This window comes from Streptomyces composti, from assembly GCF_012034205.1.
In the GTDB taxonomy this organism is placed as follows: Bacteria; Actinomycetota; Actinomycetes; order Streptomycetales; family Streptomycetaceae; genus Streptomyces; species Streptomyces composti.
In genome coordinates, this window is the sequence record NZ_JAATEM010000012.1 from 74990 (window position 1) to 97611 (window position 22622).

General features: G+C 70.2%; 23 protein-coding genes and 3 tRNA genes. 9 read left to right on the forward strand and 17 right to left on the reverse strand.

Annotated features, from left to right (window positions below; translation table 11 throughout):
- Nucleotides 1-14 precede the first annotated feature (14 nt).
- The 3 genes from glxA to HCJ93_RS11770 all read right to left on the reverse strand — a co-directional run bounded on the left by glxA (nucleotide 15) and on the right by HCJ93_RS11770 (nucleotide 4524).
- Nucleotides 15-1955 (reverse strand): radical copper oxidase GlxA, encoded by a 1941-nt coding sequence (gene glxA / locus HCJ93_RS11760; RefSeq protein WP_167993968.1) that lies wholly within the window; start codon nucleotides 1953-1955, stop codon nucleotides 15-17.
- A complete protein-coding gene (locus HCJ93_RS11765; protein WP_167993970.1) occupies nucleotides 1952-3982 on the reverse strand; it encodes a glycosyltransferase family 2 protein in 2031 nt (676 codons plus the stop codon). Before HCJ93_RS11765 ends, glxA begins: the two co-directional genes overlap by 4 nt.
- A 468-nt stretch (nucleotides 3983-4450) precedes the next feature.
- Nucleotides 4451-4524, reverse strand: a tRNA-Lys gene (locus HCJ93_RS11770).
- 196 nt (nucleotides 4525-4720) lie between these two features.
- On the opposite strand from HCJ93_RS11770, the gene HCJ93_RS11775 reads away from it, so the two are divergent.
- The 3 genes from HCJ93_RS11775 to HCJ93_RS11785 all read left to right on the forward strand — a co-directional run bounded on the left by HCJ93_RS11775 (nucleotide 4721) and on the right by HCJ93_RS11785 (nucleotide 7935).
- On the forward strand, nucleotides 4721-5935 hold the full coding sequence (locus HCJ93_RS11775; protein WP_167993972.1) for a peptidoglycan-binding protein: 1215 nt from the start codon (nucleotides 4721-4723) through the stop codon (nucleotides 5933-5935).
- 83 nt (nucleotides 5936-6018) lie between these two features.
- Nucleotides 6019-7206 (forward strand): SPFH domain-containing protein, encoded by a 1188-nt coding sequence (locus HCJ93_RS11780; RefSeq protein WP_167993974.1) that lies wholly within the window; start codon nucleotides 6019-6021, stop codon nucleotides 7204-7206.
- A 123-nt stretch (nucleotides 7207-7329) separates the two neighbouring features.
- Nucleotides 7330-7935 (forward strand): lytic polysaccharide monooxygenase auxiliary activity family 9 protein, encoded by a 606-nt coding sequence (locus tag HCJ93_RS11785; protein WP_167993976.1) that lies wholly within the window; start codon nucleotides 7330-7332, stop codon nucleotides 7933-7935.
- 175 nt (nucleotides 7936-8110) lie between these two features.
- On the opposite strand, the gene HCJ93_RS11790 is transcribed toward HCJ93_RS11785, so the two are convergent.
- From HCJ93_RS11790 to HCJ93_RS11830, 9 genes are all read right to left on the reverse strand, one after another.
- Nucleotides 8111-8184, reverse strand: a tRNA-Lys gene (locus tag HCJ93_RS11790).
- Between the two features lie 101 nt (nucleotides 8185-8285).
- The gene (locus tag HCJ93_RS11795) at nucleotides 8286-9038 is read right to left on the reverse strand and encodes an IclR family transcriptional regulator (protein ID WP_167993978.1); all 753 of its coding nucleotides are present in this window, start codon (nucleotides 9036-9038) and stop codon (nucleotides 8286-8288) included.
- A 233-nt stretch (nucleotides 9039-9271) separates the two neighbouring features.
- Nucleotides 9272-9583, reverse strand: a complete 312-nt coding sequence (locus HCJ93_RS11800) for a helix-turn-helix domain-containing protein (RefSeq protein ID WP_309141381.1) — start codon at nucleotides 9581-9583, stop codon at nucleotides 9272-9274.
- 176 nt (nucleotides 9584-9759) lie between these two features.
- Nucleotides 9760-10518: an ectoine/hydroxyectoine ABC transporter ATP-binding protein EhuA gene (ehuA, locus tag HCJ93_RS11805; protein ID WP_373563576.1), complete on the reverse strand. Its 759-nt coding sequence runs from the start codon at nucleotides 10516-10518 to the stop codon at nucleotides 9760-9762.
- A gap of 19 nt (nucleotides 10519-10537) precedes the next feature.
- Nucleotides 10538-11188, reverse strand: coding sequence for an ectoine/hydroxyectoine ABC transporter permease subunit EhuD (gene ehuD, locus HCJ93_RS11810; protein ID WP_167993982.1), 651 nt, complete (start codon nucleotides 11186-11188; stop codon nucleotides 10538-10540).
- Nucleotides 11185-11934, reverse strand: a complete 750-nt coding sequence (ehuC, locus tag HCJ93_RS11815; protein WP_167993984.1) for an ectoine/hydroxyectoine ABC transporter permease subunit EhuC — start codon at nucleotides 11932-11934, stop codon at nucleotides 11185-11187. Before ehuC ends, ehuD begins: the two co-directional genes overlap by 4 nt.
- Complete coding sequence (gene ehuB, locus HCJ93_RS11820; RefSeq protein ID WP_240967561.1) at nucleotides 11931-12863, reverse strand: ectoine/hydroxyectoine ABC transporter substrate-binding protein EhuB; 933 nt, start codon at nucleotides 12861-12863, stop codon at nucleotides 11931-11933. Before ehuB ends, ehuC begins: the two co-directional genes overlap by 4 nt.
- A gap of 122 nt (nucleotides 12864-12985) precedes the next feature.
- The gene (locus HCJ93_RS11825) at nucleotides 12986-13474 is read right to left on the reverse strand and encodes a hypothetical protein (protein ID WP_167993986.1); all 489 of its coding nucleotides are present in this window, start codon (nucleotides 13472-13474) and stop codon (nucleotides 12986-12988) included.
- 74 nt (nucleotides 13475-13548) lie between these two features.
- On the reverse strand, nucleotides 13549-13935 hold the full coding sequence (locus HCJ93_RS11830) for a hypothetical protein (RefSeq protein ID WP_167993988.1): 387 nt from the start codon (nucleotides 13933-13935) through the stop codon (nucleotides 13549-13551).
- Nucleotides 13936-14102: 167 nt separating this feature from the next.
- On the opposite strand from HCJ93_RS11830, the gene HCJ93_RS11835 reads away from it, so the two are divergent.
- On the forward strand, nucleotides 14103-14597 hold the full coding sequence (locus tag HCJ93_RS11835; protein ID WP_167993991.1) for a DUF3830 family protein: 495 nt from the start codon (nucleotides 14103-14105) through the stop codon (nucleotides 14595-14597).
- Here HCJ93_RS11835 and HCJ93_RS11840 read toward each other — a convergent pair.
- Together HCJ93_RS11840 and HCJ93_RS11845 are read right to left on the reverse strand one after the other, a co-directional pair.
- Nucleotides 14578-16011, reverse strand: a complete 1434-nt coding sequence (locus tag HCJ93_RS11840) for an amidase (RefSeq protein ID WP_167993993.1) — start codon at nucleotides 16009-16011, stop codon at nucleotides 14578-14580. The two genes, HCJ93_RS11835 and HCJ93_RS11840, sit on opposite strands and share 20 nt — an antisense overlap.
- A gap of 17 nt (nucleotides 16012-16028) precedes the next feature.
- Entirely contained in the window at nucleotides 16029-16976 is a 948-nt protein-coding gene (locus tag HCJ93_RS11845; RefSeq protein WP_167993995.1) for a D-2-hydroxyacid dehydrogenase, read from the reverse strand.
- 171 nt (nucleotides 16977-17147) lie between these two features.
- Between HCJ93_RS11845 and HCJ93_RS11850 the strand changes: the two genes are divergently transcribed.
- On the forward strand, nucleotides 17148-18026 hold the full coding sequence (locus tag HCJ93_RS11850; RefSeq protein WP_167994142.1) for a maleate cis-trans isomerase family protein: 879 nt from the start codon (nucleotides 17148-17150) through the stop codon (nucleotides 18024-18026).
- Nucleotides 18023-18754, forward strand: a complete 732-nt coding sequence (locus HCJ93_RS11855) for a maleate cis-trans isomerase family protein (RefSeq protein WP_167993997.1) — start codon at nucleotides 18023-18025, stop codon at nucleotides 18752-18754. Before HCJ93_RS11850 ends, HCJ93_RS11855 begins: the two co-directional genes overlap by 4 nt.
- A 36-nt stretch (nucleotides 18755-18790) precedes the next feature.
- Here HCJ93_RS11855 and HCJ93_RS11860 read toward each other — a convergent pair whose 3' ends face one another.
- Both HCJ93_RS11860 and HCJ93_RS11865 read right to left on the reverse strand, forming a co-directional pair.
- On the reverse strand, nucleotides 18791-19177 hold the full coding sequence (locus HCJ93_RS11860) for a VOC family protein (RefSeq protein WP_167993999.1): 387 nt from the start codon (nucleotides 19175-19177) through the stop codon (nucleotides 18791-18793).
- Nucleotides 19174-19467, reverse strand: coding sequence for an ArsR/SmtB family transcription factor (locus tag HCJ93_RS11865; protein WP_167994001.1), 294 nt, complete (start codon nucleotides 19465-19467; stop codon nucleotides 19174-19176). The genes HCJ93_RS11860 and HCJ93_RS11865 overlap by 4 nt, the downstream gene beginning before the upstream one ends.
- Nucleotides 19468-19716: 249 nt before the next feature.
- Here HCJ93_RS11865 and HCJ93_RS11870 point away from each other — a divergent pair, with 249 nt between their 5' ends.
- The 3 genes from HCJ93_RS11870 (at nucleotide 19717) to HCJ93_RS11880 (ending at nucleotide 20917) form a co-directional block, all read left to right on the forward strand.
- Nucleotides 19717-20082 carry a DUF8844 domain-containing protein gene (locus tag HCJ93_RS11870; RefSeq protein ID WP_167994003.1) on the forward strand — a complete coding sequence of 122 codons (366 nt, stop codon included), beginning with the start codon at nucleotides 19717-19719 and terminating at the stop codon, nucleotides 20080-20082.
- Nucleotides 20083-20253: 171 nt separating this feature from the next.
- Nucleotides 20254-20853: a hypothetical protein gene (locus HCJ93_RS11875; RefSeq protein ID WP_167994005.1), complete on the forward strand. Its 600-nt coding sequence runs from the start codon at nucleotides 20254-20256 to the stop codon at nucleotides 20851-20853.
- Nucleotides 20844-20917 (forward strand) — tRNA-Lys (locus tag HCJ93_RS11880). The genes HCJ93_RS11875 and HCJ93_RS11880 overlap by 10 nt, the downstream gene beginning before the upstream one ends.
- A gap of 50 nt (nucleotides 20918-20967) precedes the next feature.
- On the opposite strand, the gene HCJ93_RS11885 is transcribed toward HCJ93_RS11880, so the two are convergent.
- Nucleotides 20968-22320: a M6 family metalloprotease domain-containing protein gene (locus tag HCJ93_RS11885; RefSeq protein ID WP_167994007.1), complete on the reverse strand. Its 1353-nt coding sequence runs from the start codon at nucleotides 22318-22320 to the stop codon at nucleotides 20968-20970.
- Nucleotides 22321-22622 lie beyond the last annotated feature (302 nt).

Here is a 22622-nt window from a genome sequence, read left to right on the forward strand (position 1 = left end):
CGGCGGGGCCGTCGTCACGGGACGTGCACCCACTGCGCCTTGCTCGGCGTCCCCTCGCCGTCGGTGACGAACAGCATGTACCAGCCGGACTGCACCAGGTTCTTGTTCTTCGGCACGGTCACGGTCAGCTTGTCGCCGTCGGCCTGGAAGTCCAGCGCGATCGAGCGCTGGTCCACGTCGGTGACGTGGGTGGTGGCGCTGGGCCGGATCAGCCGGACCTTCTTCACCTTGGCCGCGTCCTTGGAGGTGAAGGTGGCCGAGTCGCCGCGCTCCACGGTCTTCGGGCCGCCCGAGAGCTCGGGCTGCTCCCGGTCCCCGTACAGGTACGGCGGGGTGTAGATCTCGATGCGCTGCTCGAACTTGCCCGGCTTGGTGTTCGCCTTGTCCGCGAACAGCGAGTCGGAGCCGAAGAACATCACCCGGCCGTCGGGCAGCAGGATCGAACCGGAGTGGTAGTTCCGGCCCACCAGCGGGTCGGCGACCCGGCGCATCTCGTTCTTCGCGGGGTCGTAGATCCGCGCCTCGAAGATGTTGGAGTCGCTGCGGCCGCGGTAGTCCTCCGAGCCGCCGGAGATCAGCACCTCGTCGTTCGGCAGGATCGACGACTGCGGGTAGCGGGTGCCCTTGTCCAGCGAAGGGCCGTCCACGAAGCGCGGGTTGTCCGCCTTCAGGTCCACGATGCGGGTCTTGTTGGAGGACTTGCGGGACTCACCGACCCCGCCACCGCCGATCACCATGTACTTCTCGTCCTGCGCCGGCGGCAGCAGCACCGTGCCGGACGTCTCCATCAGGTCGGGGTCGCTCAGCCCGGGGATCTTGGTGAACTTGTTGGTCTCCACGTCCCAGATGCCCGGGTCGCGGCCCACGTCGTCCGGTCCGTAGCCCGCGTTGGAACCCGAGTAGAAGATCTTGCCGTTCTGCATCAGGAACAGCGCCGGGTACGTGGGGAACTGACGGACCTTGTCGGTGTAGGTCCACTTCTTGGTCTTCGGGTCGTAGATCTCGTTCTTGCCCGGGACCAGCTGACCGATGTCGTCGAGGCCGGAGACGCTGAGGATCTTCCCGTTGCTCAGGGTGGTGAGCGTCGGGTACCAGCGGGCCTCCTTCATCGGGTCGACCTTGATGTACTTCTCGGCGACCGGGTCGAACTCGTAGGCGTCCCGGATGCCCTGGAAGTCCTTCTTGTCCAGGGCGAGCTTCTCGGCGATGCCGTAGGTGTTGCGGGCGTCGGCGCCGGTGAGGCCCTGGATGCGGTAGTTGTCCTGGGTGCCGGTCTCGTACTTGGCGCCTTCCTTCTCCGCCTCGACGTAGATGCGGCCCACGCCCGGCGTGTTGCCGAGGAACTTGCCGGTCGCCTTGTCGAAGTTCTTCTTGGCGCGCGGGACGAGCACCGGGTCCTTGGAGACGAAGGTCTTGCCGTTCTCCTTGCCGGTGAACCTGGTGCCCGCGGGCAGCGTCATCGGCTTGTCCGGGTTCTCGTTGTGGACCAGCATCAGACCGCCGGCCTTCTTCACGTCACCCTTGAGCTTCTCGTACCGCTTGGTGCCGCCCGCGATCAGCAGGTTGCCGTTGGCCAGCTGGGTGTGCCCGGTGCAGAACAGGTCGTTCGGGGTGGGCACCTTCTTGATGGTGCCCTTGACCGGGTCCCAGATCCGGGTGTCGTACTTCTTCGCGTCGAAGTTGTCCTGGTTGTTGCCGGACCCCGCGACGAGCAGCACCTTGCCGGTGCGCAGCAGCGCCGCGTGAATGGTGTTCTGCCGGTACTCCTCGGGAAACTCGATGATCTCCCACTTGCCGTTGGCGGCCTTGTACTCCGGCTGATTGATCTTGTACTGGTGGTATTTCTCGGTGCCGAAGCGGTACAGCCACGGCCCGTTCATGCCGGCCAGCGCCAGCACCACCGCCGTACCTATCGCGAGGCGACGGGCGCGACGGCGGCCTGCACGGTCCTTCATTCCTTACGTCCCCCAAGTCCACCAAGGGCGATCTGCATGGTCTGGTCGTTGCCGGGGGCTGCCCCGGTACCTCCTGCTGCTCCCGGAGCGCCGTGCGAGCCGGCCCAGCTGGGGCGGCCCTGGGCGTGCGAGGCATGCGGCTGCGGTATCCGCGGAAATGCCTGGGTCCGGGAGTCCTCGCCGGTTCCCAAGGCGGGCGCCGGCTGCGGCTGCCCCCCTTCCTGCCCCGGCGGCCGCTTGCGCTCCTGACGCATGCCGTGGCGCCAGGCGAACATCGGCGCCGCGGTGATCAGCAGCGCGAACGAGGCCCAGATGACCATGGCCGGGTGGGAGTGTCCGTAGACGAATCCGGCGACGATGGATCCACCGAAGATCAGGATGAAGTACCAGTGGTAGCGGAACGTGCCGAACCACGTGTCCGGGCTGGCCGAGTCGCCCTTCGGGGTGACGACGAACTTGCTCTTGCGGCGCAGGATCGAGTCGATGAGCGCCTTGGCGTACAGCGGCGCCGACAGCGCGGACATGATCATGCCGGCCACACCGCCGGAGCCCTCGGGCTCGTGCGGCGAGACGTTGTGGCGGCGGTTCCAGATGTACAGGCCGATCTGCAGCGCCGAGGCGTTGCCGTAGAGCATCAGCCAGACCGCCGGGTCGATGTTCACACCCGAGGCGCCCAGACCCAGGAACAGCGCGCAGCTGATGGCCGCGAGGATCCAGTTCAGGGCGGACATCGGGTAGAAGATGATCATCATCGTGTAGTTGAAGAGCTTGCCCGGCGGGAGCGAGAACCAGCCCTTCCAGTACTGCTTGAGGATCGTCTCGTACGTACCGCGGGACCAGCGCATCTGCTGGGTGAAGAAGTCGGTCCAGGCGTTGGGGCCCTCACCGACCGCCAGCACGTCCGGCGTGTACACCGAGCGCCACTTGTTGCCCGTCTCCGGGTTGCGGGCGCGGTGCATCTCGAAGCCGGTCGCCATGTCCTCGGTGATCGAGTCGTACAGGCCGCCGATCTGCTTGATGGCCTTGATGCGCACCGCGTTGGAGGTGCCCACGAACATCGGCGCGCCGTAGGCGTTGCCGGCGCGCTGGATCAGCGCGTGGAAGAGGAACTGCTGGGACTCGGCGGCCTTGGTGACGAAGTTGTCGTAGTTGCCGTAGACCTGCGGGCCGATGACGAAGCCGACGTCCGGGTCGCGGAAGAAGCCGAGCATCCGCTCCAGGTAGTTGGGCAGCGGCACGTGGTCGGTGTCGACCGAGGCGAAGAAGTCGTAGTCGTCACCGTGTGCCTCGAGCCAGGCGTTGTAGTTGCCGTGCTTGGTCTTGGCGCGGTGCGGGCCCTTCTTCTGGTTCCACTTGGCGACGCCCTTGCGGGAGAAGTGGTGCACGCCCAGGCGCGCGCAGACTTCCTTCACCTCGGGGTCGTCGCCCTCGTCCAGCAGCCAGACGTGCATGGTGCCCCGGTGGCGGATCTTGACGGCCGCCTCCAGGGTCTTGGTCACCATCTCCAGCGGCTCCTTGCCGGGCACGAAGGAGGTGAGGAACGCCACACGGGTGCCGGTCTCGGGCACCACCGGGATCGGGTCGCGGGCGACCAGGGTGGCGTGCGCGTTGGACAGCACGTTCATGCAGCGGAAGAACTCGATCAGACCGATCGAGACCAGCATCACGACGTCGAGGGCGGGCAGCCACTCGAACGCCGGGTAGTCGCGCTCGGTCCAGTGCGAGGGCTGCAGCAGCCACACCAGCAGCACCAGCGAGAGCACCGGTGCCGCGGCCAGCATCAGCCCGATGCGGATGCGGTGCGGCTCCTGGCCGATCAGCGAGCGGTACTGGACGCGGTAGGGCTTGTTCGGGTCGGGCTGGGTGAGGGGACCCGCCAGCCGGCTGTAGTGCTCGTAGTCGTAGCGCGGCAGCGTCTTCTTGATCCGCCGGAACGTGCCCGTGTTCCACCCCCTCTGCGGCACCCGCAGCTGGGTGGTCCTGGACGGGTCGTGGTCCCCGCGGGCGCCCGTGGGCGTCGACGTCATGAGTCATCCCCCCACACGTGGCTCCGCCACGTGTTTCGTCGCTTCCTAGCGTCCGCTCCAGTCCCCCTCGACCGTCACAGACGTATCAGTGGTAGACCGCTGTCACCACGTCATCCACAGCTTATAGACACCGTTCAGCGCTCTTCCGGTTGCATGATGCCCCCCACGGCATCGCGTCATGAGCGGAACCCCTCGTCCCGCGCCGACGGCAACCGCTTTCCCGCCCCCTCCACGGCCGCGCGACCCGCGGCAGACGTGAAGAACCCAGGGTCCCCGGTGCCCATACATGATCGCAAGATACGAAACACGGTGTTCACCGGCCATACGTGTCCATTGTGACGGGTGTGGAGGAGTGGTGGGGACCACTGATGCATACGTGCGGCGCGAGGCGCGCGCTCAACGGGAGCGCGTCGGAATCAGGCCAAAAACGGACGGGCCCCCGTGATCACGGGGAGCCCGTCCGGTCGGTGCGCCGCCAGGGACTCGAACCCCGGACCCGCTGATTAAGAGTCAGCTGCTCTAACCAACTGAGCTAGCGGCGCCGGCTGACGCGGTCACTCTACAGGACCCCGAGGGGTGCTCCCGACCACCCCCGTCGCGGGCCGGGCGGGAGCGGCCGGCGCGGGGTACATCATTCGGACCGTCAACATGCGCCCGGTGCGGACAGTTGGGAAACTGATCTCCGTGGACAGGCGCGAAAGTGGTCAGGGTGGTCCCGGGAAATGTGAGGGGAATCGCATGGAGTCGCCGGTATTCGAGGAATTCGAGCCCGCGAGCGACTGCGACTGCCCCGGATGCGTGCACTGGCGGCGCGTCCTTCCGCATCACCCCTCCGGCCGGCCGGCCGGACATCCGGCTGCGCGCAGGCCGCTGGTGGTGGCCGCCGCGACGGCTGCGGCGCTGGGCGGCGGCGCGATCCCGGCGGTGGCCGACCCGTCCCCCTCGCCGGCCCCCGGCGGGACCCTTCGTCCCGGCGATTCCGCAGGTCAGGAGCGTCAGACGCCGCAGGGTCCGCAGGCCCCGCTGTACGGCCCCGGCGGGCAGAGCACGCCTCCCGAGACCTCGCCGCAGATCCGCGCGATCACCCGAGCGGAGATCATCCGCAGGGCGCGGAAATGGGTGACCGAGAAGGTTCCGTACCGCACGGACGCGTACTGGTCCGACGGTTACCGGCAGGACTGTTCGGGTTATGTCTCGATGGCCTGGAACCTGCCCCGCAACGAATGGACCGGATCGCTCGCGAGCTACGCCGAGAAAATCTCGAAAAGCGAACTCCAGCCGGGCGACATACTGCTGTTCCACAATGCCGCCGACCCCGTCCAGGGATCCCATGTCGTCCTCTTCGGCGGCTGGTCCGACACCGGGCGCACCTCCTATCTGGCCTACGAGATGACGCCGCCGCACGCCGTGGCCAGGACGACTCCGTACGCCTACTGGAGCAACTCCAGCCGCTACGTCCCGTACCGCTACAAGGGCGTCACCGCCTCCAGGGCGGGCTCCGTCCCGGCCGTCGTGCCGCGCCGGGCGCCGTTCCCGGGGGCGTCGCTTTCCGGCCCCGGGGCCGTCGACGGGTACGTCACGGAGCCCGGGCGGGTGCGCTCCGGCCGGGGCGAGGACGTCCCGCGCGGCACCCAGAGCGGAGGTTCCGCTTCCGCCGTGCCCGGGTCGGCGGGGACGCCCTTCGGCGCGGGCCGGACCCCCGCCTCGCACGGGGTGCCGGGCTATCCGGGGCGGGCCGCCTTCCGGCCCGGCGCCGAGAACGAGTACGTCACCCGGCTGGGGCGGCAGCTGGTGAGGAAGGGGTTCGGCCGCCACTACACCACCGGTCCGGGCCCGCGCTGGACCGAGGAGGACCGCCGCAACGTCGAGGAGTTCCAGCGGGCCCAGGGCTGGCGTGGCGGCGCCGCGGACGGCCACCCCGGCCCGGAGACCTGGCGACGGCTGTTCCTGTGAGCCGGCTGCCGAGCCCGCCTCGGTGAGCCGGCCCCGAGGCACTGTCCGATGTGACGCATCTGGCGCGAAGGCTGGAGGCACGCATGACCACGACCACCGACCACACCCCGGAGTCCACCCCCGAGTCCACCCCCGAAGCCGCCGCGGCGTCCGCCCCGGGGCCCGGCCGGGCCACCGGGCAGCAGGCAGCGGCGACCGCAGCGGCGGCGCCCCGGCCCGCCCGGCTCATCCGCACCGAGTCCACCACCGAGATCCCCGTCCATCTGCTGTTCCGTGACGACCCCGACCCGGCGCCGCTGCCGCTGCGGCCCGCGGTGGTGGGCCGCAGGGAGGGCACCGGGGAGCAGCCTCGGCTGCGCCGCCCCGCCGCCGAGGGCCCGCGCCCGGAGCCGGGCGTCGACCCCGAGCTGGTGGAGCGGCCGGCCAGGGTGCTGCCGGGCGCCGCGGGCGTGGCTGCCGGGCTGTGCGGGGCGGCCGGATGCCTGGCCACCTCCTGGTGGGCGGGGGTGCTGCCGGCCGTGTCCGGTGCCTCCGGGCTCGGGGCGCCGGCGGCGGGGCTCGGCCCCGCGCAGTGGGCGGCGTACGCGGGCGCGGCGGCGCTCGGGCTCTTCGGCTTCGGCGGGCTGGCCCGGGGGCGGACCGGACGCGCCTGGGTGCTCGACCTGTTCGGCCGCTACCGGGGGACCGTGCGCCGCACCGGACTGCTCTGGGTCAATCCGCTGCTGCTGCGCCGCCGGGTCGACGTGCGGCTGCGGCACTGGCGCAGCGAGCCGATGCAGGCGGCCGACCGCGGCGGGGCGGCGCTGCGGGTGGTGGTGCTGGTGGTGTGGCGGGTGCGGGACACCGCGCGGGCCGTGCTCGGGGTCGAGGACCACGAGAGCTATCTGCGCCGGTGCGTGGAGGCGGCGCTGCTGCGGGTGCCCGTGGAGGAGCCGGGGGCGGGCAAGGGCCAGATGGAGGCGGCGCAGGAGGCGCTGACCCGAGCGGTGGCCCAGGACACGGCGCCGGTGGGGATCGAGGTGTTCGCGGTGCGGCCGGTGCGGGTGGAGTACGCCCCGGAGGTGGCCGCCGCGATGCACCGCCGCCGGATCGCCGCGCTGGACGCCCAGCACCGGGCGAGCGTGCTGAACGCGGTCGTGGACTCGGTCGAGGACACCGTGACCCGGCTGACCGTGCGGGGCCTGGTCGAGCTGGACGACTACGAACGCAAGGCGCTGGTGAGGGACTTGACGGTGGCGTTCTGTGCGGGGCGGAGTCACACCGGTCCCTGACCGGCCGGCCGAACAGGTCGGTCGATTGGTATGGACATGTTCAACCAACGGCAATACGCTGACGCTTGGTCTAGACCTAGTGCACGGCTCACTGATCTTCCCCCACACTCCAGGAGCGGCAGCATGCGCACACGGACCAAGCTGTACGCAGCCGCGGTGGGACTGGCCACGACGGGAGCCCTCGTGCTCTCCTCCGGCGGGGCCAGCGGCCACGGCTACACCGATCTGCCCGTCAGCCGGCAGAAGCTCTGCCAGAACGGCACCGTCACCAACTGCGGCGACATCCAGTGGGAGCCGCAGAGCGTCGAGGGCCCCAAGGGCTTCCCCTCCGGCGGACCCGCGGACGGCCAGATCTGTTCCGGCAACAACACGCGGTTCGGCCAGCTCGACAACCCGCGCACCCCCTCGGGCGGCGCCTGGCCCACCACCAAGGTCACGGGCGGGCAGAACTACACCTTCCGGTGGCAGTTCACCGCCATGCACGCCACCACCGACTTCAAGTACTACGTCACCAAGCAGGGCTGGAACGAGGACCACAAGCTCTCCCGGTCCGACCTCAACCTGACCCCGTTCCTGACCGTGCCCTACAACGGCCAGCGCCCGCCGCAGACGCTCTCGCACGACGGCCGGCTCCCCACGGGGCTCAGCGGCCACCATGTGATCCTCGCGGTCTGGACGATCGCCGACACCGGCAACGCGTTCTACGCCTGCTCGGACGTCGAGTTCTGACCGCCGCACCCCAGGGCCCCGTTCCGGGCTTGAAGTGAACCACCGGTTCGTCCGGCGTGGGCAGGTCACCCCCGCGCCCGGACGAACCGGGCCGGACGGGGCGCCGAGCGGCCGAAGGCCGCAGACGTCCGGGCATGGCAAAGGGCCTCCCGCTCCCACGAGAGGCCCTTCTGCGTGCGCCGCCAGGGACTCGAACCCCGGACCCGCTGATTAAGAGTCAGCTGCTCTAACCAACTGAGCTAGCGGCGCATGACTCACACCGTCCGCGTCCCCGCGGGCGGCGTCGACGTCAATACTACCTGGTCCGAAGGGGTGCTCCTGACCACCGCCCGAGCGGCCGGCCGGGAACCTCAGATCGCCAGCGACAGCAGCACCGGGGCCGCACCGCGGTTCAGGGTCTCGGCGGCCTGGCGCAGCCGGTGCGCGTGCTCCACGGGCAGGGACAGGGCGAGGCTCCCCACCGAGGACCCCGCCGTGATCGGCACCGCGGCGCAGACCGTACCGACCGCGTACTCCTGCAGATCGAGGACCGGCACGGTCGGCGGCTGTGCCGCCAGCCGGGACAGCAGCACCTTGTCGCTGGTGATGGTGCGCGAGGTGAGCCGCGCCGGACGGTACCGGGCGAGATGGTCGCGCCGGCCCTGGTGGTCGAGCTGGGTGAGCAGGCTCTTGCCGACCGCCGTCGCGTGCGCGGACACCCGGAAGTCGACCCACTCGTTGACCTTCGGGGTGGCCGGGCTGTCCGCGTACTGCGTGACCTTGACCTCGCCGTCGACGTACCGGCTCAGATAGACGGCGGCACCCACGCTGTCCCGCAGCCGGTCCAGGGTGGCCTGGAGCTTGGCGCGCAGGGCCTCGTCGTGGTCCCGGGCGGAGCCGAGGCGGGCGAGGGCCTCCCCGCCGGCACAGCTGCCGTCGGCGAGCCGCTCGACATAGGACTCGCGGACCAGCATCCGCAGCAGCGGGGCCAGCCGGTCCGGCCCCAGGCCGCTCTCCCGGGCGAGCTCCGCCTCACCGATCCCGCCGCTGTGCCGCGCCACCGTCTCGAGCACCCGCAGGGCGCCCTGGACCGAGCGGTACGGCGTGGTCGGCTCCAGCCTCATCTGCTCACCTCGCGCTGCGCTCACGTGGTCAGGGCCGCGGTCCGGTCGGCGATTCCCGTCCACGATAGCCGTCAAGGAGCTGCTGCGGAGCGGGTGTTGACGAGATTCCCGGGACGCTGCCGTGGTGCGAAAGAGGCGTCGTGAACAGGGGGTATGCCGCTGGATTATGACAACGGCCGGTGCGGGCGGCGCCGGATTTCGGCGCCGCCCGCACCGGCCGTTCCGTGGGCGGTCTATCCGACGGCGGAATGCCTCTCCGGGCAGATCAGCCCATGGTGTACCGCCGCGACGACCGCCGCTTCGAGTCTGGTGTTCAGTCCTAGCTTTTCGATGATGTGTGCGACATGGGCCTTGACGGTGCGCTCCGCAATGCCCAGCCGCCGGGCCAGAGCACGGTTGGCCATGCCTCCCCCGAGCAGGGCCAGTACTTCCCGTTCGCGATCGGTTAACTCCTTTATGGGTGGCGCTCCGTCGGCGGCCCGGAGGATGATCCGGCACGAGCATGCGGCGGAACATGCGGGCTGAGTGGTCGTTGCAGTGGACACGAATTCCCCGTTTCCCCGTTGACTGTCTCACTGGCAACGCCCACTCTAGATCACGAAGTGGACTGCAGGAATCCCTTATTGGCCACTTCTGAAATCACCCTCCATGGCGTGAAGTGCGCAGTGTGGTCAGCGCGTGAACATTCACCTTCTTTGCGATTATGAACGGAACCTCTTCGTCACAGGATGGTGCTCAGGAATTCGCGCGTGCGCTCGTGATCGGGGTCTCCGAACAGCTTCTCCGGCGAGCCGGATTCGATGACCCGGCCCGAGTCGAACATGAGCACCTGGTCGGAGATGTCCCGGGCGAAGCTCATCTCGTGGGTCACACAGAGCATCGTGATGTCGGTGCTGTGGGCGATGTCCCGCAGCACGTCGAGGACACCCGCGACCAGCTCCGGGTCGAGCGCCGAGGTCACCTCGTCGAGCAGCAGCACCTGCGGCCGCATCGCCAGCGCCCGGGCGATCGCGACCCGCTGCTGCTGCCCGCCGGACAGGTGCGTCGGATAGGCGTCGCACTTGTCGGCGAGACCGACCAGCTCCAGCAGCTCCCGCGCCCTGGCCTCCGCCTCGTCCTTCGACATCCCGAGGACGGTGACGGGAGCCTCGGTGACATTCCGCAGCACCTTCATGTTGGGGAAGAGGTTGAACTGCTGGAAGACCATTCCAATCTTCTTGCGCACCTCCCGGACCTGCTTCTCGGGGGCGGGGTAGAGCTGCTCCCCGTCCACGGTGATGATGCCCTCGTCGGGCTGCACCAGCGTCATCAGCAGCCGCAGGATGGTCGTCTTGCCGGACCCCGAAGGGCCGATCAGCGTGACGTGCTTTCCGGCGTCCACCGTGAAGTTGAGCTGATCGAGGACGGTGTTGTCACCGAAGCGCTTGGTGACCTGGTCGAGGCGGATGACTTCGCGGGTCGTCCCGGTGTCACGAGGAATCTGGGGTGTGGGTTCGGTCTCAGCGGACAAGGCGGCGCTCCAGGGCTCGGAGAAGGAGAGAGGCGGGGTAGGCGATGAGGATGAAGGCGATGCCCACGAGCACGATCGGCTCGTTCATGTGGAAGGTCTGCGACCCGAACTGGCGGGCCTCGCCCAGCATCTCCAGGACGCCGATGGTCATCAGCATCGGCGAGTCCTTCAGCATCGCGATGACGTAGTTGCCGAGGGCGGGCACGACACGCCGCAGGGCCTGCGGAAGGATCACCGCGGTCCAGGTGCGTGAACGGGGAAGGCTGAGGGCCGTGGCGGCCTCCCACTGCCCCGCGGGCACACCGTCGATGCCGGCGCGGTACACCTCGGCCGTGTACGTCGAGTAGTGCAGACCCAGGCCGACGACCCCGGTGGTCAGCGCGGAGAGGGTCAGACCCCACTCGGGCAGCACGTAGAAGATGAAGAAGAGCTGCACGAGCAGCGGGGTGTTGCGTATGAACTCCGTGAACGCGGTGACCGGCCAGCTCACCACCTTCAGCCGGGAACGCTGGGCCAGGGCCCAGAAGAGTCCGAGAGCGAAGGCGATCAACGAGCCCAGCAGCAAGGCCTGCAGAGTGACCAGCAGTCCGTCCCAGAAGGACGGCAGGAAGTCCTTCAGTGTGGTCCAGTTCCAGTTCATGCGGCACCTCCGGTGGCCGACGAGTCGGCGACGAGGTCCTTCCGTGGACCAGGACCAGCCTTGCGGATCACGGTACGACCAGAGGGCGCGGACCGTCCGACTCCCGCCTTCGCCCTGCGCTCGACCAGGCGCATGACACGGGTGAGCAGGAAGGCGAGCACGAAGTACATGACGAGGATGACGGTGTACACCGGGGCGCTGTCACCGGTGGCGTTGCGCACCAGCTGGGCCGCGAAGGTGATGTCGCCGACGCCCAGCACCGAAACCAGGGCGGTGCCCTTCAGCAGCTCGATGAGCAGGTTGTTGAAAGGTGGCACCATCTCGGGCCAGGCCTGGGGCAGGACGATCTTCCTCAGCCGCTGAGCGGGGGTGAAGCCCAGTGCGATACCTGCCTCCGTCTGGGCCGGCGGCACCGCTGCCACCGCTCCGCGGACGATCTCGGAGCCGTAGGCGCCGTAGGTGCACCCCAGGGTGAGGACGGCTGCCCACATCGGTACGAGTTGCCAGCCCAGGGTCAGCGGCACCACGAAGAAGACCCAGATCATCAGTACCAGGGCCGAAGTGCCCCGAAAGATCTCGAAATAGGCCCCGGAGATGAAGCGGACGATCCACAGCCGGTGGGTCCTCGCCAGACCCACGACGAAAGCGACGGCCGCGCCGAGAGCGGCGCTGTACACGGTGAGCTGGACCGTGATCCATACACCCCTGAGCAGCAGTTCCCAGAGGCCTGCGCTGAAGTCTGTCATGGGCGGCACTTCTCCTCGGCCGTGAGGGACGTCATCTGGTCCTCGGTGAAGCCGAAGGGGCGCATGACTTCGAGCAGTTCGCCGCTGCGCTTCATCTTGTGCAGCTCCCGGTTGAACGCGTCACGCAGATTGCGCTCCGTCGAGCGGAACGCGAACCCGCCGACGTCGATGACCGGTTTGCCGTCCACGATGGGCGTGACCTCGTCAGTGGCCTCCACCTTGTTGCTGCCGGACTGCTCGACCACATTGCGCACGGTGACCGCGGTCCCCGCGAAGACGTCTACGCGGCCCTGTTCGACGGCGAGGAGACCGGCCAACTGGTCGGGAAGGGTGTCGATCTTCTTGACACCAGCCTCCTTGGCGTAGTCGATCTCCGCGTAGCCGATACCGGTGGCCATGCGAGCGCCGGTGCGGGCGATGTCCTCGTAGGTTCGCAGATTCATCGGATTGCCCTTGCGTACGATGAAGGCATCCTTCATCTGGTACTCGGGATCGGCGAAGAGGACCTGCTCGCAGCGTTCGGGGTTGATGTACATGCCGGCCGCGACCACATCGAACTGCAGAGAGTTGAGCCCGAAGATCAGCGAGCCGAACTCTGTGGGGAACGGCTCCACCCGCTCGACGCCCAGCCGCTGGAAGATGCGGGTGGCGATGGCCGGAGCGGAACCGGTGATCTCTCCGTCCTTGCCTATGTATCCGTAGGGCTGCTCGCCGGCGATGCCCAGGCGCACGGTGCCCCTCGCGCGTAGTTGCTGCAGCAGATGCCCGCCGTCTCCGGTGTCCGCAGTGGCCACTCGGCTGCAGCCGCTCGCCGCGCCGACCACGCCGGTGGTGGCCAGAGCAGCGGTGCCGGTGAGCAGCAGGCGGCGGGAGATGGCGGGGCGGCCTCTGGGCCGTGAGCCGTTGTCGACTGCCTGTTCTGGAACCATGGGCGCGCCGCTACCCAGGTTGCTGCTGAGTATTCCCTCTCGTTCGTGGAGAGGTCGTGTCTGTGCCCGGCGCCGTGGTCGCGCGCCGGGCACAGGGGGTGCGGTACTTCAGGCGCAGAGGTTCAGTACTTGACGCAGGCGCGGGCTTCGCTGCGCTGCTGCGGCGCCGGGCCGAGCGGGTGGTTCCAGCTGCCCACCATGCAGATCTTCTGGGTGCCCTTCGGGTTGGACAGTTTGATCGTCTTCGTCTCGGCCATCTTTCCGGTCCGCTGCCGCTTCGTGACGGTCTTGGTCTTCTGATTGTCGATGGTGAGCATGCCGGCCAGGACGTGAGCGGATCCGTACTTGCACGAGCTCCTCAGGTACCCGGACGCGGTCTTCTTGCTGGCACTGACGACGGCGTGGACCCGGCAGCCGGGCATCTTGCCGCTGATGTTGACGACCTTGCCCTTGGCGGCGGCGACCTTGGACGCCTGCGCGGATGCTCCGGCCGTCTCGGCGGCGTGTACGGGGGTCATGGTGAGGGCGCCCAGGGCGAGGCCGACGGCGGTCAGCGCTCCCGTGATTCCCAGCCCACGACGCTTCGAGACGGATGCGGTGCCGAGTGGCATGTGTGCACTCCAAGAATCGGAATTGTGTGATACGGCGAGTCGGTCCTGGTCCTCGCTCCCGAGGTGGCGGACGGTCACCACTTCAGGCTGATGCTGGTGCTCTTCCGATAGGGCATGGTGAGCGTCAGCAGACCCTTGGGCATGTTCTTGCAGGTGAACGTCTTGGGCTTCTTCCAGTTCTCACGGATTTCGCCCCAGCACACGATCTTTCCCTTGTGCCGGATGTCCCAGCCGTAACGCATCGGGCTGTTCCCGCTGTTGTCGACCGTGACCTTGACCGTGCCCTTCTTCGGGTGGTGCTTCGTGAGCTTGCAGTTTCCCGGGCCCCCGCCGCACTTCTTGCTGTACTTCACGGCCTTCGCGTCGTGCGCTGCCGCCTGAGCGGAGGAAGCGGTGCCGAGTGTCACGCCCGCACTCAGGGCCACGGCCAGAAATCCGAGCGCAGTGCGCTTCTTCGTCATTTCAGAGTTCCTCTCGGCTGTGCAATTCGCTGCAGCCGAAATTCTGCCGACGCTTTGAGGGCGGCAACAATTGTCCTTTGGTGAGGTGGCCCGAAGGGCAATGTCGCGGCCGGGCATGGGAGGCGGGCCTGCCGGGTAACCCTCCCGAAAGCATCCGAGGAGGCGGAATGACGGAACGCTGTGTCGAAGTCGCCCTCACTCGGCGTGGTGTGCGCGGCGTGGCGCGGTTGCTCGACGACAGGGCGCCGCTGACCTGCTCCGCGGTATGGGACGCGCTCCCGCTCAGCGGCGACGTCTACCACGCCAAGTACGCACGCAACGAGATCTACGCCCTTTTCCCGCCGTTCGCGGAATCGGAGCCACCACTGGAAAACCCGACAGTCACCCCTATCCCGGGAGATCTCTGTTATTTCTCCTTCGCGGGTACCGAGCTGGGCACCCGGGCCTACGGCTACGACCGGGAGGTCCGGCCGGGGACGACGGTGGTGGACCTGGCACTCTTCTACGAGCGGAACAACCTGCTGCTCAACGGCGACGTGGGCTGGGTACCGGGGATTGTCTGGGGGCAGGTGGTGGAGGGGCTGCCGGAGCTGGCCGAGGCCTGCAACGACCTGTGGCGCACCGGCGCGGCGGGGGAGACGCTCAGCTTCCGCCGGGCCTGACCGTTCCTCCCGCCGTCCCGCGGGGCCTGACCGGGGCGGCCACCCCCGCCTCGTACAGCGCATGGGCGGCCCGCAGCACCAGGGCGTCCTGGTGGCGGGCGGCCACCAGCTGGAGCCCGATGGGCAGGCCGTCGGCGTCCGTGCCGACCGGCACGCTCGCCGCGGGCTGCTGCGTCATGTTGAACGGGTAGGTGAACGGGGTCCAGCCGGTCCAGCGCCGGTGCCCCGAGCCCTTCGGCGCCTCCACGCCCGCCTCGAACGCCGTGACCGGCAGGGTCGGCGTGACCAGCAGGTCGTAGGTGTCGTGGAAGCGGCCCATCCGCCGGCCCAGGTCCATCCGGACGTCCACCGCGGCCAGGTAGTCCAGCGCCGAGTACCGCGCCCCCTCCGCACAGATCTCCCGCAGCCCGGGGTCGAGCAGCTCCCGCTGGTAGCGGGTGAGGCGCTGCACCACCCGGGCGGCCCCCGCGAACCACAGGGTGTGGAAGGCCTCCACCGGCTCGGTGAAGTCCGGGTCGGTCTCCTCGACGTAGGCGCCGAGCTGCGCCAGCCGCTCCACCGCCTTCCGCACCACCGTCGCCACGGCCGGCTGCACCGCCACCTGTCCGCCCAGCGACGGCGAGTACGCCACCCGCAGCCCGCGCACCCCGCCGGACAGCTGCTCGGTGAAGGAACCCGGCGCCGGGCCCAGCGCCGACCAGTCCCGCGAGTCGGGGTGGCCGATCACGTCCATCAGGAGCGCGGCGTCCGCCGCGTCCAGGGTCATCGGCCCGACATGGGCGAGCGTGCCGAAGGCGCTCGCCGGATACAGCGGCACCCTCCCGTACGTCGGCTTCAGCGCGAAGATCCCGCAGAAGGCGGCCGGGATGCGGACGCTGCCGCCGCCGTCGGTGCCGAGCGCCAGCGGCCCCGCGCCCCGGACCACGGCGGCCGCGGCGCCCCCGCTGGAGCCGCCCGGGGTGCGCGCCGGATCGTGCGGATTGCGGGTGATCCCGCTGAGCGGGGAGTCGGTGACGCCCTTCCAGCCGAACTCGGGGGTGGTGGTCTTGCCGAGGAAGACCGCGTTGTGCTCCCGCAGCCGGGCCACCGACGGGGCGTCCTCGTCCCAGCGGCCCTCTGGGTCGACGGTCAGCGAGCCCTTCAGGGTGGGGTGGCCGGCCAGCAGCAGGATGTCCTTCACCGTCACCGGCACCCCGTCGAGCAGGCCGTCCGGCTCGCCGCGCCGCCACCGCTCCTCCGCGGCCCGGGCCTGCTCCAGGGCCTCGTCGGCGGTGATGCGGACGAACGCGTTCAGCTCCGGCTGGATCTCCTCGGCCCGGCGCAGCGCGGCCCGGGTGGCCTCCACGGGGCCGAACTCGCCCCGGCGGTAGCCGTCGAGCAGTTCCACGGCGGTCAGCTCGGTGAGCTCGGTCATCCACCCTCCAGGGAACGTCAGTGTCCGGGTACATACCCACGTTGTTTGTCGACCACGTTCACCAGGGGCTGCCCGGCCTCCCAGCGTTCGTACAACTGGATGAACTGCTGTGCCAGTTCGTCCCGCCAGCCGACGGTGTCCCCGCTCATGTGCGGGGACACGATCAGACCGGGCACCTCCCACAGCGGGCTCGCCGGGTCCAGCGGCTCGGAGGCGAAGACATCGAGGGCGGCGGCCGTGATCCAGCGCCGGCGCAGCGCCTCGGCGAGCGCCTCCTCGACCACCAGGGGACCGCGGCCGACGTTGATGAAGCAGGCCGAGGGCTGCATCACGCCGAAGCGGCGGGAGTCGAACATGCCGCGGGTCTGCTCGGTCAGCGGCGCGGCGGCGATCACCCAGTCGGCGCGGGCGATCAGCCGGTCCAGGTCCTCCGGGCCGTGCACCCCGTCCCGCCGGGTGCGGCCGACCAGCGCGGTGGTGACGTCCAGCGCCCCCAGCGTCCGGTCGATCGCCCGCCCGATCGGCCCCGAGCCGACCACCACCGCCCGGGTCCCGGCCACCTTGCGGGTCTCCCGGTGCCGCCAGGTCCGCTCCCGCTGGAACTCCAGGGTGCGCGGCAGGTCCTTGGCGAGCGCGAGCACCAGGGCGGCGACGTACTCGGCGATCGGCTGGTCGAACACGCCGCGCGCATTGGTGACCACCGTGTCGGAGGCGGCCAGCTCCGGGCACATCAGATGGTCCACGCCGGCGCTGGCGGTGTGCACCCAGCGGGGGCGGGGCCCGGCGCCGGGCCAGGCCTTGCGCACGGCGTGCGAGGTGAAGTCCCACACCAGCAGCACATCGGCGTGCGGCAGCCGCTCGGCGAGCGTGGACTCGTCGGCGTGCTCGATCCGCACCCGGCCGGTGAGCCGGCCGAGCCGGGGCGGTGGCTCGGCGTCCAGGACGAGCAGTGTGGGGGTGGTCATGGGCCGCCGTTCCTCCGCGTGGACCGGTTCCTTCCCGGGTTGTTCCGGGCGTCTGAGATGCGCGGATTGACCACGCTCGCACCCGAACCTACCGTCGTCAACACGGGCGTTTCGGCGAACCGTTGTATGGCTCTTCGCGTGCTCTCCTCCCAGCGTGAGGCCGGTGCTGTCATGGACGTCTCCTTTCTCGGTGGACCGGGCCCGCAGCGTGGGGTCGGGGTGGTCGCCCCCTTCGACTTCGCGCTGGACCGCGAGCTGTGGCGCTGGGTGCCCGACGAGGTGTCCCTCCATCTGACCCGCACCCCTTATGTGCCGGTCGAGGTGAGCCTGGACCTGGCGCGGATGATCAGCGAGCACGAGACCCTCGGCGACGCGGTGCGCACCCTCACCGCGGTGGCGCCCGAGGTCGTCGCCTACGCCTGCACCTCCGGCAGCTTCGTCGGCGGCGTGGCGGGCGAGCGGGCCATGTGCGAGGCGATGAGCAGGGCCGGCTCCGTCCCCGCGATCACCACCTCGGGCGCGCTCCTCGAGGCGCTGGTGGAGCTGGACGTGCGCCGGGTGGCGCTGGTGACCCCGTACACCGTCTCGGTGACCAGGGCGCTGGAGAGCTATGTCGCGCAGGCGGGCGTCACGGTCACCGGCTGCGCCTATATGAGCCTGACCCGCCACATCTGGAAGGTCACCTATCGCGAGGTGGTCGACATGGCCCGGCGGGCGGCGGTGCGCGGCCGGCTCGGCGCGGCCGACGCCCTCTTCCTGTCCTGCACCAACCTGCCCACCTACGACGTGATCCCGCAGCTCGAGGCGGAACTTCGCATACCGGTCATCTCGGCCAACCAGGTGACCATGTGGGCGGCGCTGCGCCGGCTGGGTACCCGCGCGGTGGGACCGTATCAGGCGCTGATCGACGAGTCGGCGCGCTCCAAACCCGCACTGCCGGACCCGCGGCCCGGCTCCGTGGTGCAGAACGCACAGAACGTGCAGGACGCGCGACCCGCGCAGGGCATCACCGACAGGTCGGACGAGAAGCAGCAGGAAGGCTGGACATGACCGCACTGGGCATCCTCTACCCGGGCCACTCCGCCGAGGACGACTATCCGCGCATCGAGCAGCTGCTGGGCAGCGACGTACGGGTGGACGTCGTGCACACCGACATCGGCGAGGACGCGCACCGGGTGGACGCGCTGCGGGAGATGGGCTCGGCCGAGCGGCTGGCGGCCGGGGCGGCGGAACTGCGGCACGCGGGCGCCGACGCGGTGGTGTGGGCCTGCACCTCCGGCAGCTTCGTGCTCGGCTGGGAGGGAGCGCACCAGCAGGTCCGCTCACTCGCCCTGGCGGCGGGGATGCCGGCCTCCTCCACGTCCTTCGCCTTCGTCAACGCGGCCCGGGAGATCGAGGTGCGCCGGGTCGCCGTCGGCGCCACCTATCCCGACGACGTGGCCGAGCTGTTCGCCGGCTTCCTGCGGGCGGGCGGCCTGGAGGTGACCGGTGTGCGCAGCTCCGGGATCATCACCGCCGCCGAGGTCGGCACCTGGGGCGAGGAGGAGGTGTTCGCGCTGGCCCGCGCCGCCGACCGGCCGGACGCCGAGGCGCTGCTGCTGCCGGACACCGCCCTGCACACCGCCGCCCACATCCCGGCCCTGGAGAAGGAGCTCGGCAAGCCGGTGCTCACCGCCAACCAGGTCACCGTCTGGGAAGGCCTGCGGCTGGCCGACCGCCGGGTCAACGCGCCGTCCCTCGGCTCGCTGTTCACCAGGGAGCCGATCGTCCAGGTGTGAGGCCGGCGGGGACCGCCCGGCCCGGATGCGCGCCGCTCACGCGGCGTGGATGATCTGGATCAGGTTGCCGCAGGTGTCGTCCAGGACGGCGGTGGTGATCTGGCCCATCTCCAGGGGCTCCTGGGTGAAGGTCACCCCGAGGGAGCGCAGCCGCTCGTGCTCGGCCCGTACGTCGTCCACCGCGAAGGAGGCGGCCGGGATGCCGTCCTGCACCAGGGCGGACTTGTACGGGGCCACCGCCGGGTGGACGGACGGCTCCAGAAGCAGCTCGGTGCCGTCCGGCTCCTCCGGGGAGACCACGGTCAGCCAGCGGTGGTCGCCCATCGGCACGTCGTGCTTCTTCACGAAGCCCAGCACATCGGTGTAGAAGCGCAGCGCCTTCTCCTGGTCGTCGACGAAGACGCTGGTCAGGTGGATCCTCATGGTCTGCCCTCAGGGGGATCGGGCCGGAGCCATCGGGTGACGATGTGCTCCAGGGGTGCGGTGTTCAGGTCGTGGAACTTGTAGCGGCCCTGGCGGCGGGTGCGGACCAGATCCGCGGCCTCCAGGACGGCCAGGTGCTGGCTGATCGCCTGGCGGGACAGGCTCAGTCCGTGCTTGGTCGCCAGCCGCGTGCAGATCTCGAACAGCGTCTGCCCGTCGCGCTCCACCAGCTCGTCGAGAATGCGCCGACGGGTGGGATCGGCCAGCGCCTTGAACACATCCTCCGCCATGCCGGACAGGATATGCAAGTAACGACTTGCCTGTCAGGGGGAGGGATGGTTCCCGTCGCCGCTGGGGAGGCTCACCGGAGCCGGAGCCGGAGCTGGAACCGAGGCCGGAACCGAGGCCCGAGCCGGCACCCGAGCCGGAGGCCGGTGCCGTGGCCGGGGCCGGGCCGAGGCCCTCTTGCGCGGGCGCGGGACAATGGACGGTGGCCCATGTGCCAGAGGGTCGATCGCGACGCACGAGAAGGAGAAGACATGGCGGAGCACGCGCCGCGTCGGGACCAGCCGCGGCTACGCCCCGCGCCCCTGCTCTTCGAGCCCGCGGAGGCGGCCTCCGATCCGGAGCACTTCTTCGACCTGGAGTCGATCGACGACCCGCGCCTGCTGCTGGAGCGGGCCACGGAGCTGACGCTCGCGTTCCGGGCGGCGGCGGACCGGGCGGCGGAGTTCCAGGCGATGGCGGCCGCCCAGCTCGCCGACCCCCGCCGCTTCGACCGGCTGACCACGGCGGACATCGCCGAACGCGCCGAGTGGACCGAGGACTACGCGCGGCGGATGGTCGAGTTCGGCCGGGATCTGCTGCGCGGCGGCGAGGGGCGCGGTTTCGCCGACCCCGTGTAGCGGCCCGCACGGACCGCGTGGAGCGGCTCCGCACGCCGGGTGCGGGGAGGCCTCTTGTCGAACGCGCGTGGCATATGCCGGGCGGGCACGATACTCCCCGTCCGCCCCTGCTGTCCCGATTTCCGGCAACCACCGGCGACCATGCGCTCACCACCGGTAGATGTGGACGTCATGAGCAGCGCACCGAACGCCCCCGACGTCAGCGGTGTCACCCCGGACGGCGCCGCCTGGCTGGCCTCGGCAGGAACGTATCCCCGCAGCACGCTCTCCTACTGGCGGGAGCGGCCGGACGCTCCGGCGGTGCTGCCCTGCGGGGTCGCCTTCGACGTGGTCAGCACCCCCGCGATCTTCGGGCGCCGGATGCTGGACCGGATGTGGGAGGAGGGGCCGGGCTCCGGCCCGGTCGCGCAGTTCCGCGGGCGCATGCTGCTCTTCGCCGTGGTCGGCACCGCCCGGCGGCTCCCGGCGCTGCTCGAGTGGGAGGAGTGGGGTGCCGGCGGCCGGTCCCGGGGGCGCGCCGACGCCGTGCCTCCGCTGCTGTGCCACGGCGCCGGTGACGCGGTGACCGTCCCGGCCCCCGTCGGCGCGGTGCCCGGGGAGCGCTCCGGGTCGCGCTGGCTGGTGGCCCCGGACACGCGTCACCCCTGGCTGCCGGGCCCGGAGGTGCTGCTCTGGGCGGCCGTCCGGGCGGCCCGCGCGGCGGTGCGGATATCGATTTTTCCTCCCCAGGATCAGGGTGCTAATGTCTACGACGTCAGCAGGCGCCGCTAGCTCAGTTGGTTAGAGCAGCTGACTCTTAATCAGCGGGTCCGGGGTTCGAGTCCCTGGCGGCGCACGACACGAGGAAGGCCCTCCGCGCGAGCGGAGGGCCTTCCTCGTTCCTGATCAGCCGGTGGTGATCTTCACCGTCCAGGCCCCCGAGGCCGTGCGCCCCTCCACCTCCACCCGCACGTTCTCGTCCGGCACCGTGAAGGTCTCGCCGAGGGCGACCGGGGCGTCCGCCAGCGGCGGGTAGACCGAGTTCTCCCAGCAGGCCTCCGTCTCCGGGTGGGCGTCGATCACCTCGATGGGGCCGCTGCCGGACTGGGTGCCGCTGGTCACCCGGTAGACCAGCACCCCCTCCCGGCAGGCCGCCGCGTCGTTGCCGACCGGGCCGCGCGCCTCGAGGGCCAGCACGCTCTGCGGGCCGGTGCGCACCACCGCGAGCTTCACCCCGTGCCCCAGGCCGAAGGACGGCGCCCCCGCGGCGCCCGTCACCGGTACCCCGGGCCCCGCGCCCAGCGGCTCGAGGGTCAGCCGCACCGGACCGCCGCCGCGCACGCACCGCACCTGGCGCGGATCCAGCCAGCCCAGCTTCCACTTGTGCCAGGCGAACAGGTCCGGGGCGAGAGCGAACTGGCTGCCCATCAGATCCCAGTCGCCCACATGGGTGTCCCAGTCGCCCTTGCCGTCCACCGGCCGGTTGTAGAGGTCGGGCAGGTCGAAGACGTGGCCGGTCTCGTGGGCGAGGACCAGCCGGTCCGGGGGATGGTTCTCGAACACGGTGACGAAGCGGCGGATGTCACGGCCGTCGGCCCGCAGTGGGGAATCCAGATTGACGACCTTGGTGGCGTCGGAGTCCACACCGGGCGCGTCCGGGTCGGCGACGAAGTACACGATGTCGTACCGCGAGAAGTCCACGTGCGCGTCGGACGCCGCGAGCGCGTCCCGCAGATAGGCCGCCCGGTGCGCGACCGTCCAGTCGCGCTGTATGGCGTACGCGGTGGACGGGCGCGGCATGCGGATCCACTGGCGCAGCGGGTGCGGGCGCAGGGTGAAGCGGCCGTAGGACGAGCGCCGGAAGAAGTCGCTGGTGGCGGGGAAGTGGTCGGCGGCCAGCTCGGCGGGCGTGGTGAGCGGGTGGGAGTCCGGGAACGACAGGAACACCATCACGGCGTCCAGCACGCGGCTGGGCCGTGGGTAGGCGGCGTTCCAGGTGTCCAGGCCCTCCGAGTGGTGCGCCTCGGTCCTGGCCAGGGCGCAGGAGGCGGTGGAGAACGGCTCGTCGTCGGCCGAGGGCGCGGTGACCAGCGAGGTCGCCGCGAGCGCGGACATCGTGGTGCACATCGCGGCCGTGGTGCGCAGCCGGGGCCGGGTGGTGGCCGTCAGCCGCCCGGCCGGCCGGGCCCGTACACCCAGTCGGCCCAATCCCCGGAGAGCCTCGCGGCCGAGTCCTCTCAGGGGGAGCTGACGCGGCACGGGGACCTCCGGGGGACGGCTCACGGGACACCGCACCCAGATTGAGAGGATTTGTCGTACTGCGCCCTGTTCGGCTACGCCGCCCGGGTGAGGAGTGCGTCCGACCGGGCGGGTCCGACACCCCCGAACCACTCACGGAACGTCACAACTGGTCGGAGGGTCGAAGAATGCCTCCACCTGCGGGCAGAAACGATCTGGCAGAGATGCGGGACCGTCCCTGAGACTGGACAGTGGCTGGAAGGCCCCTGGGCCAGCCTCTATGATCGGCACACTTTCCTGAGACCTTCCTGCACGGACAGCGA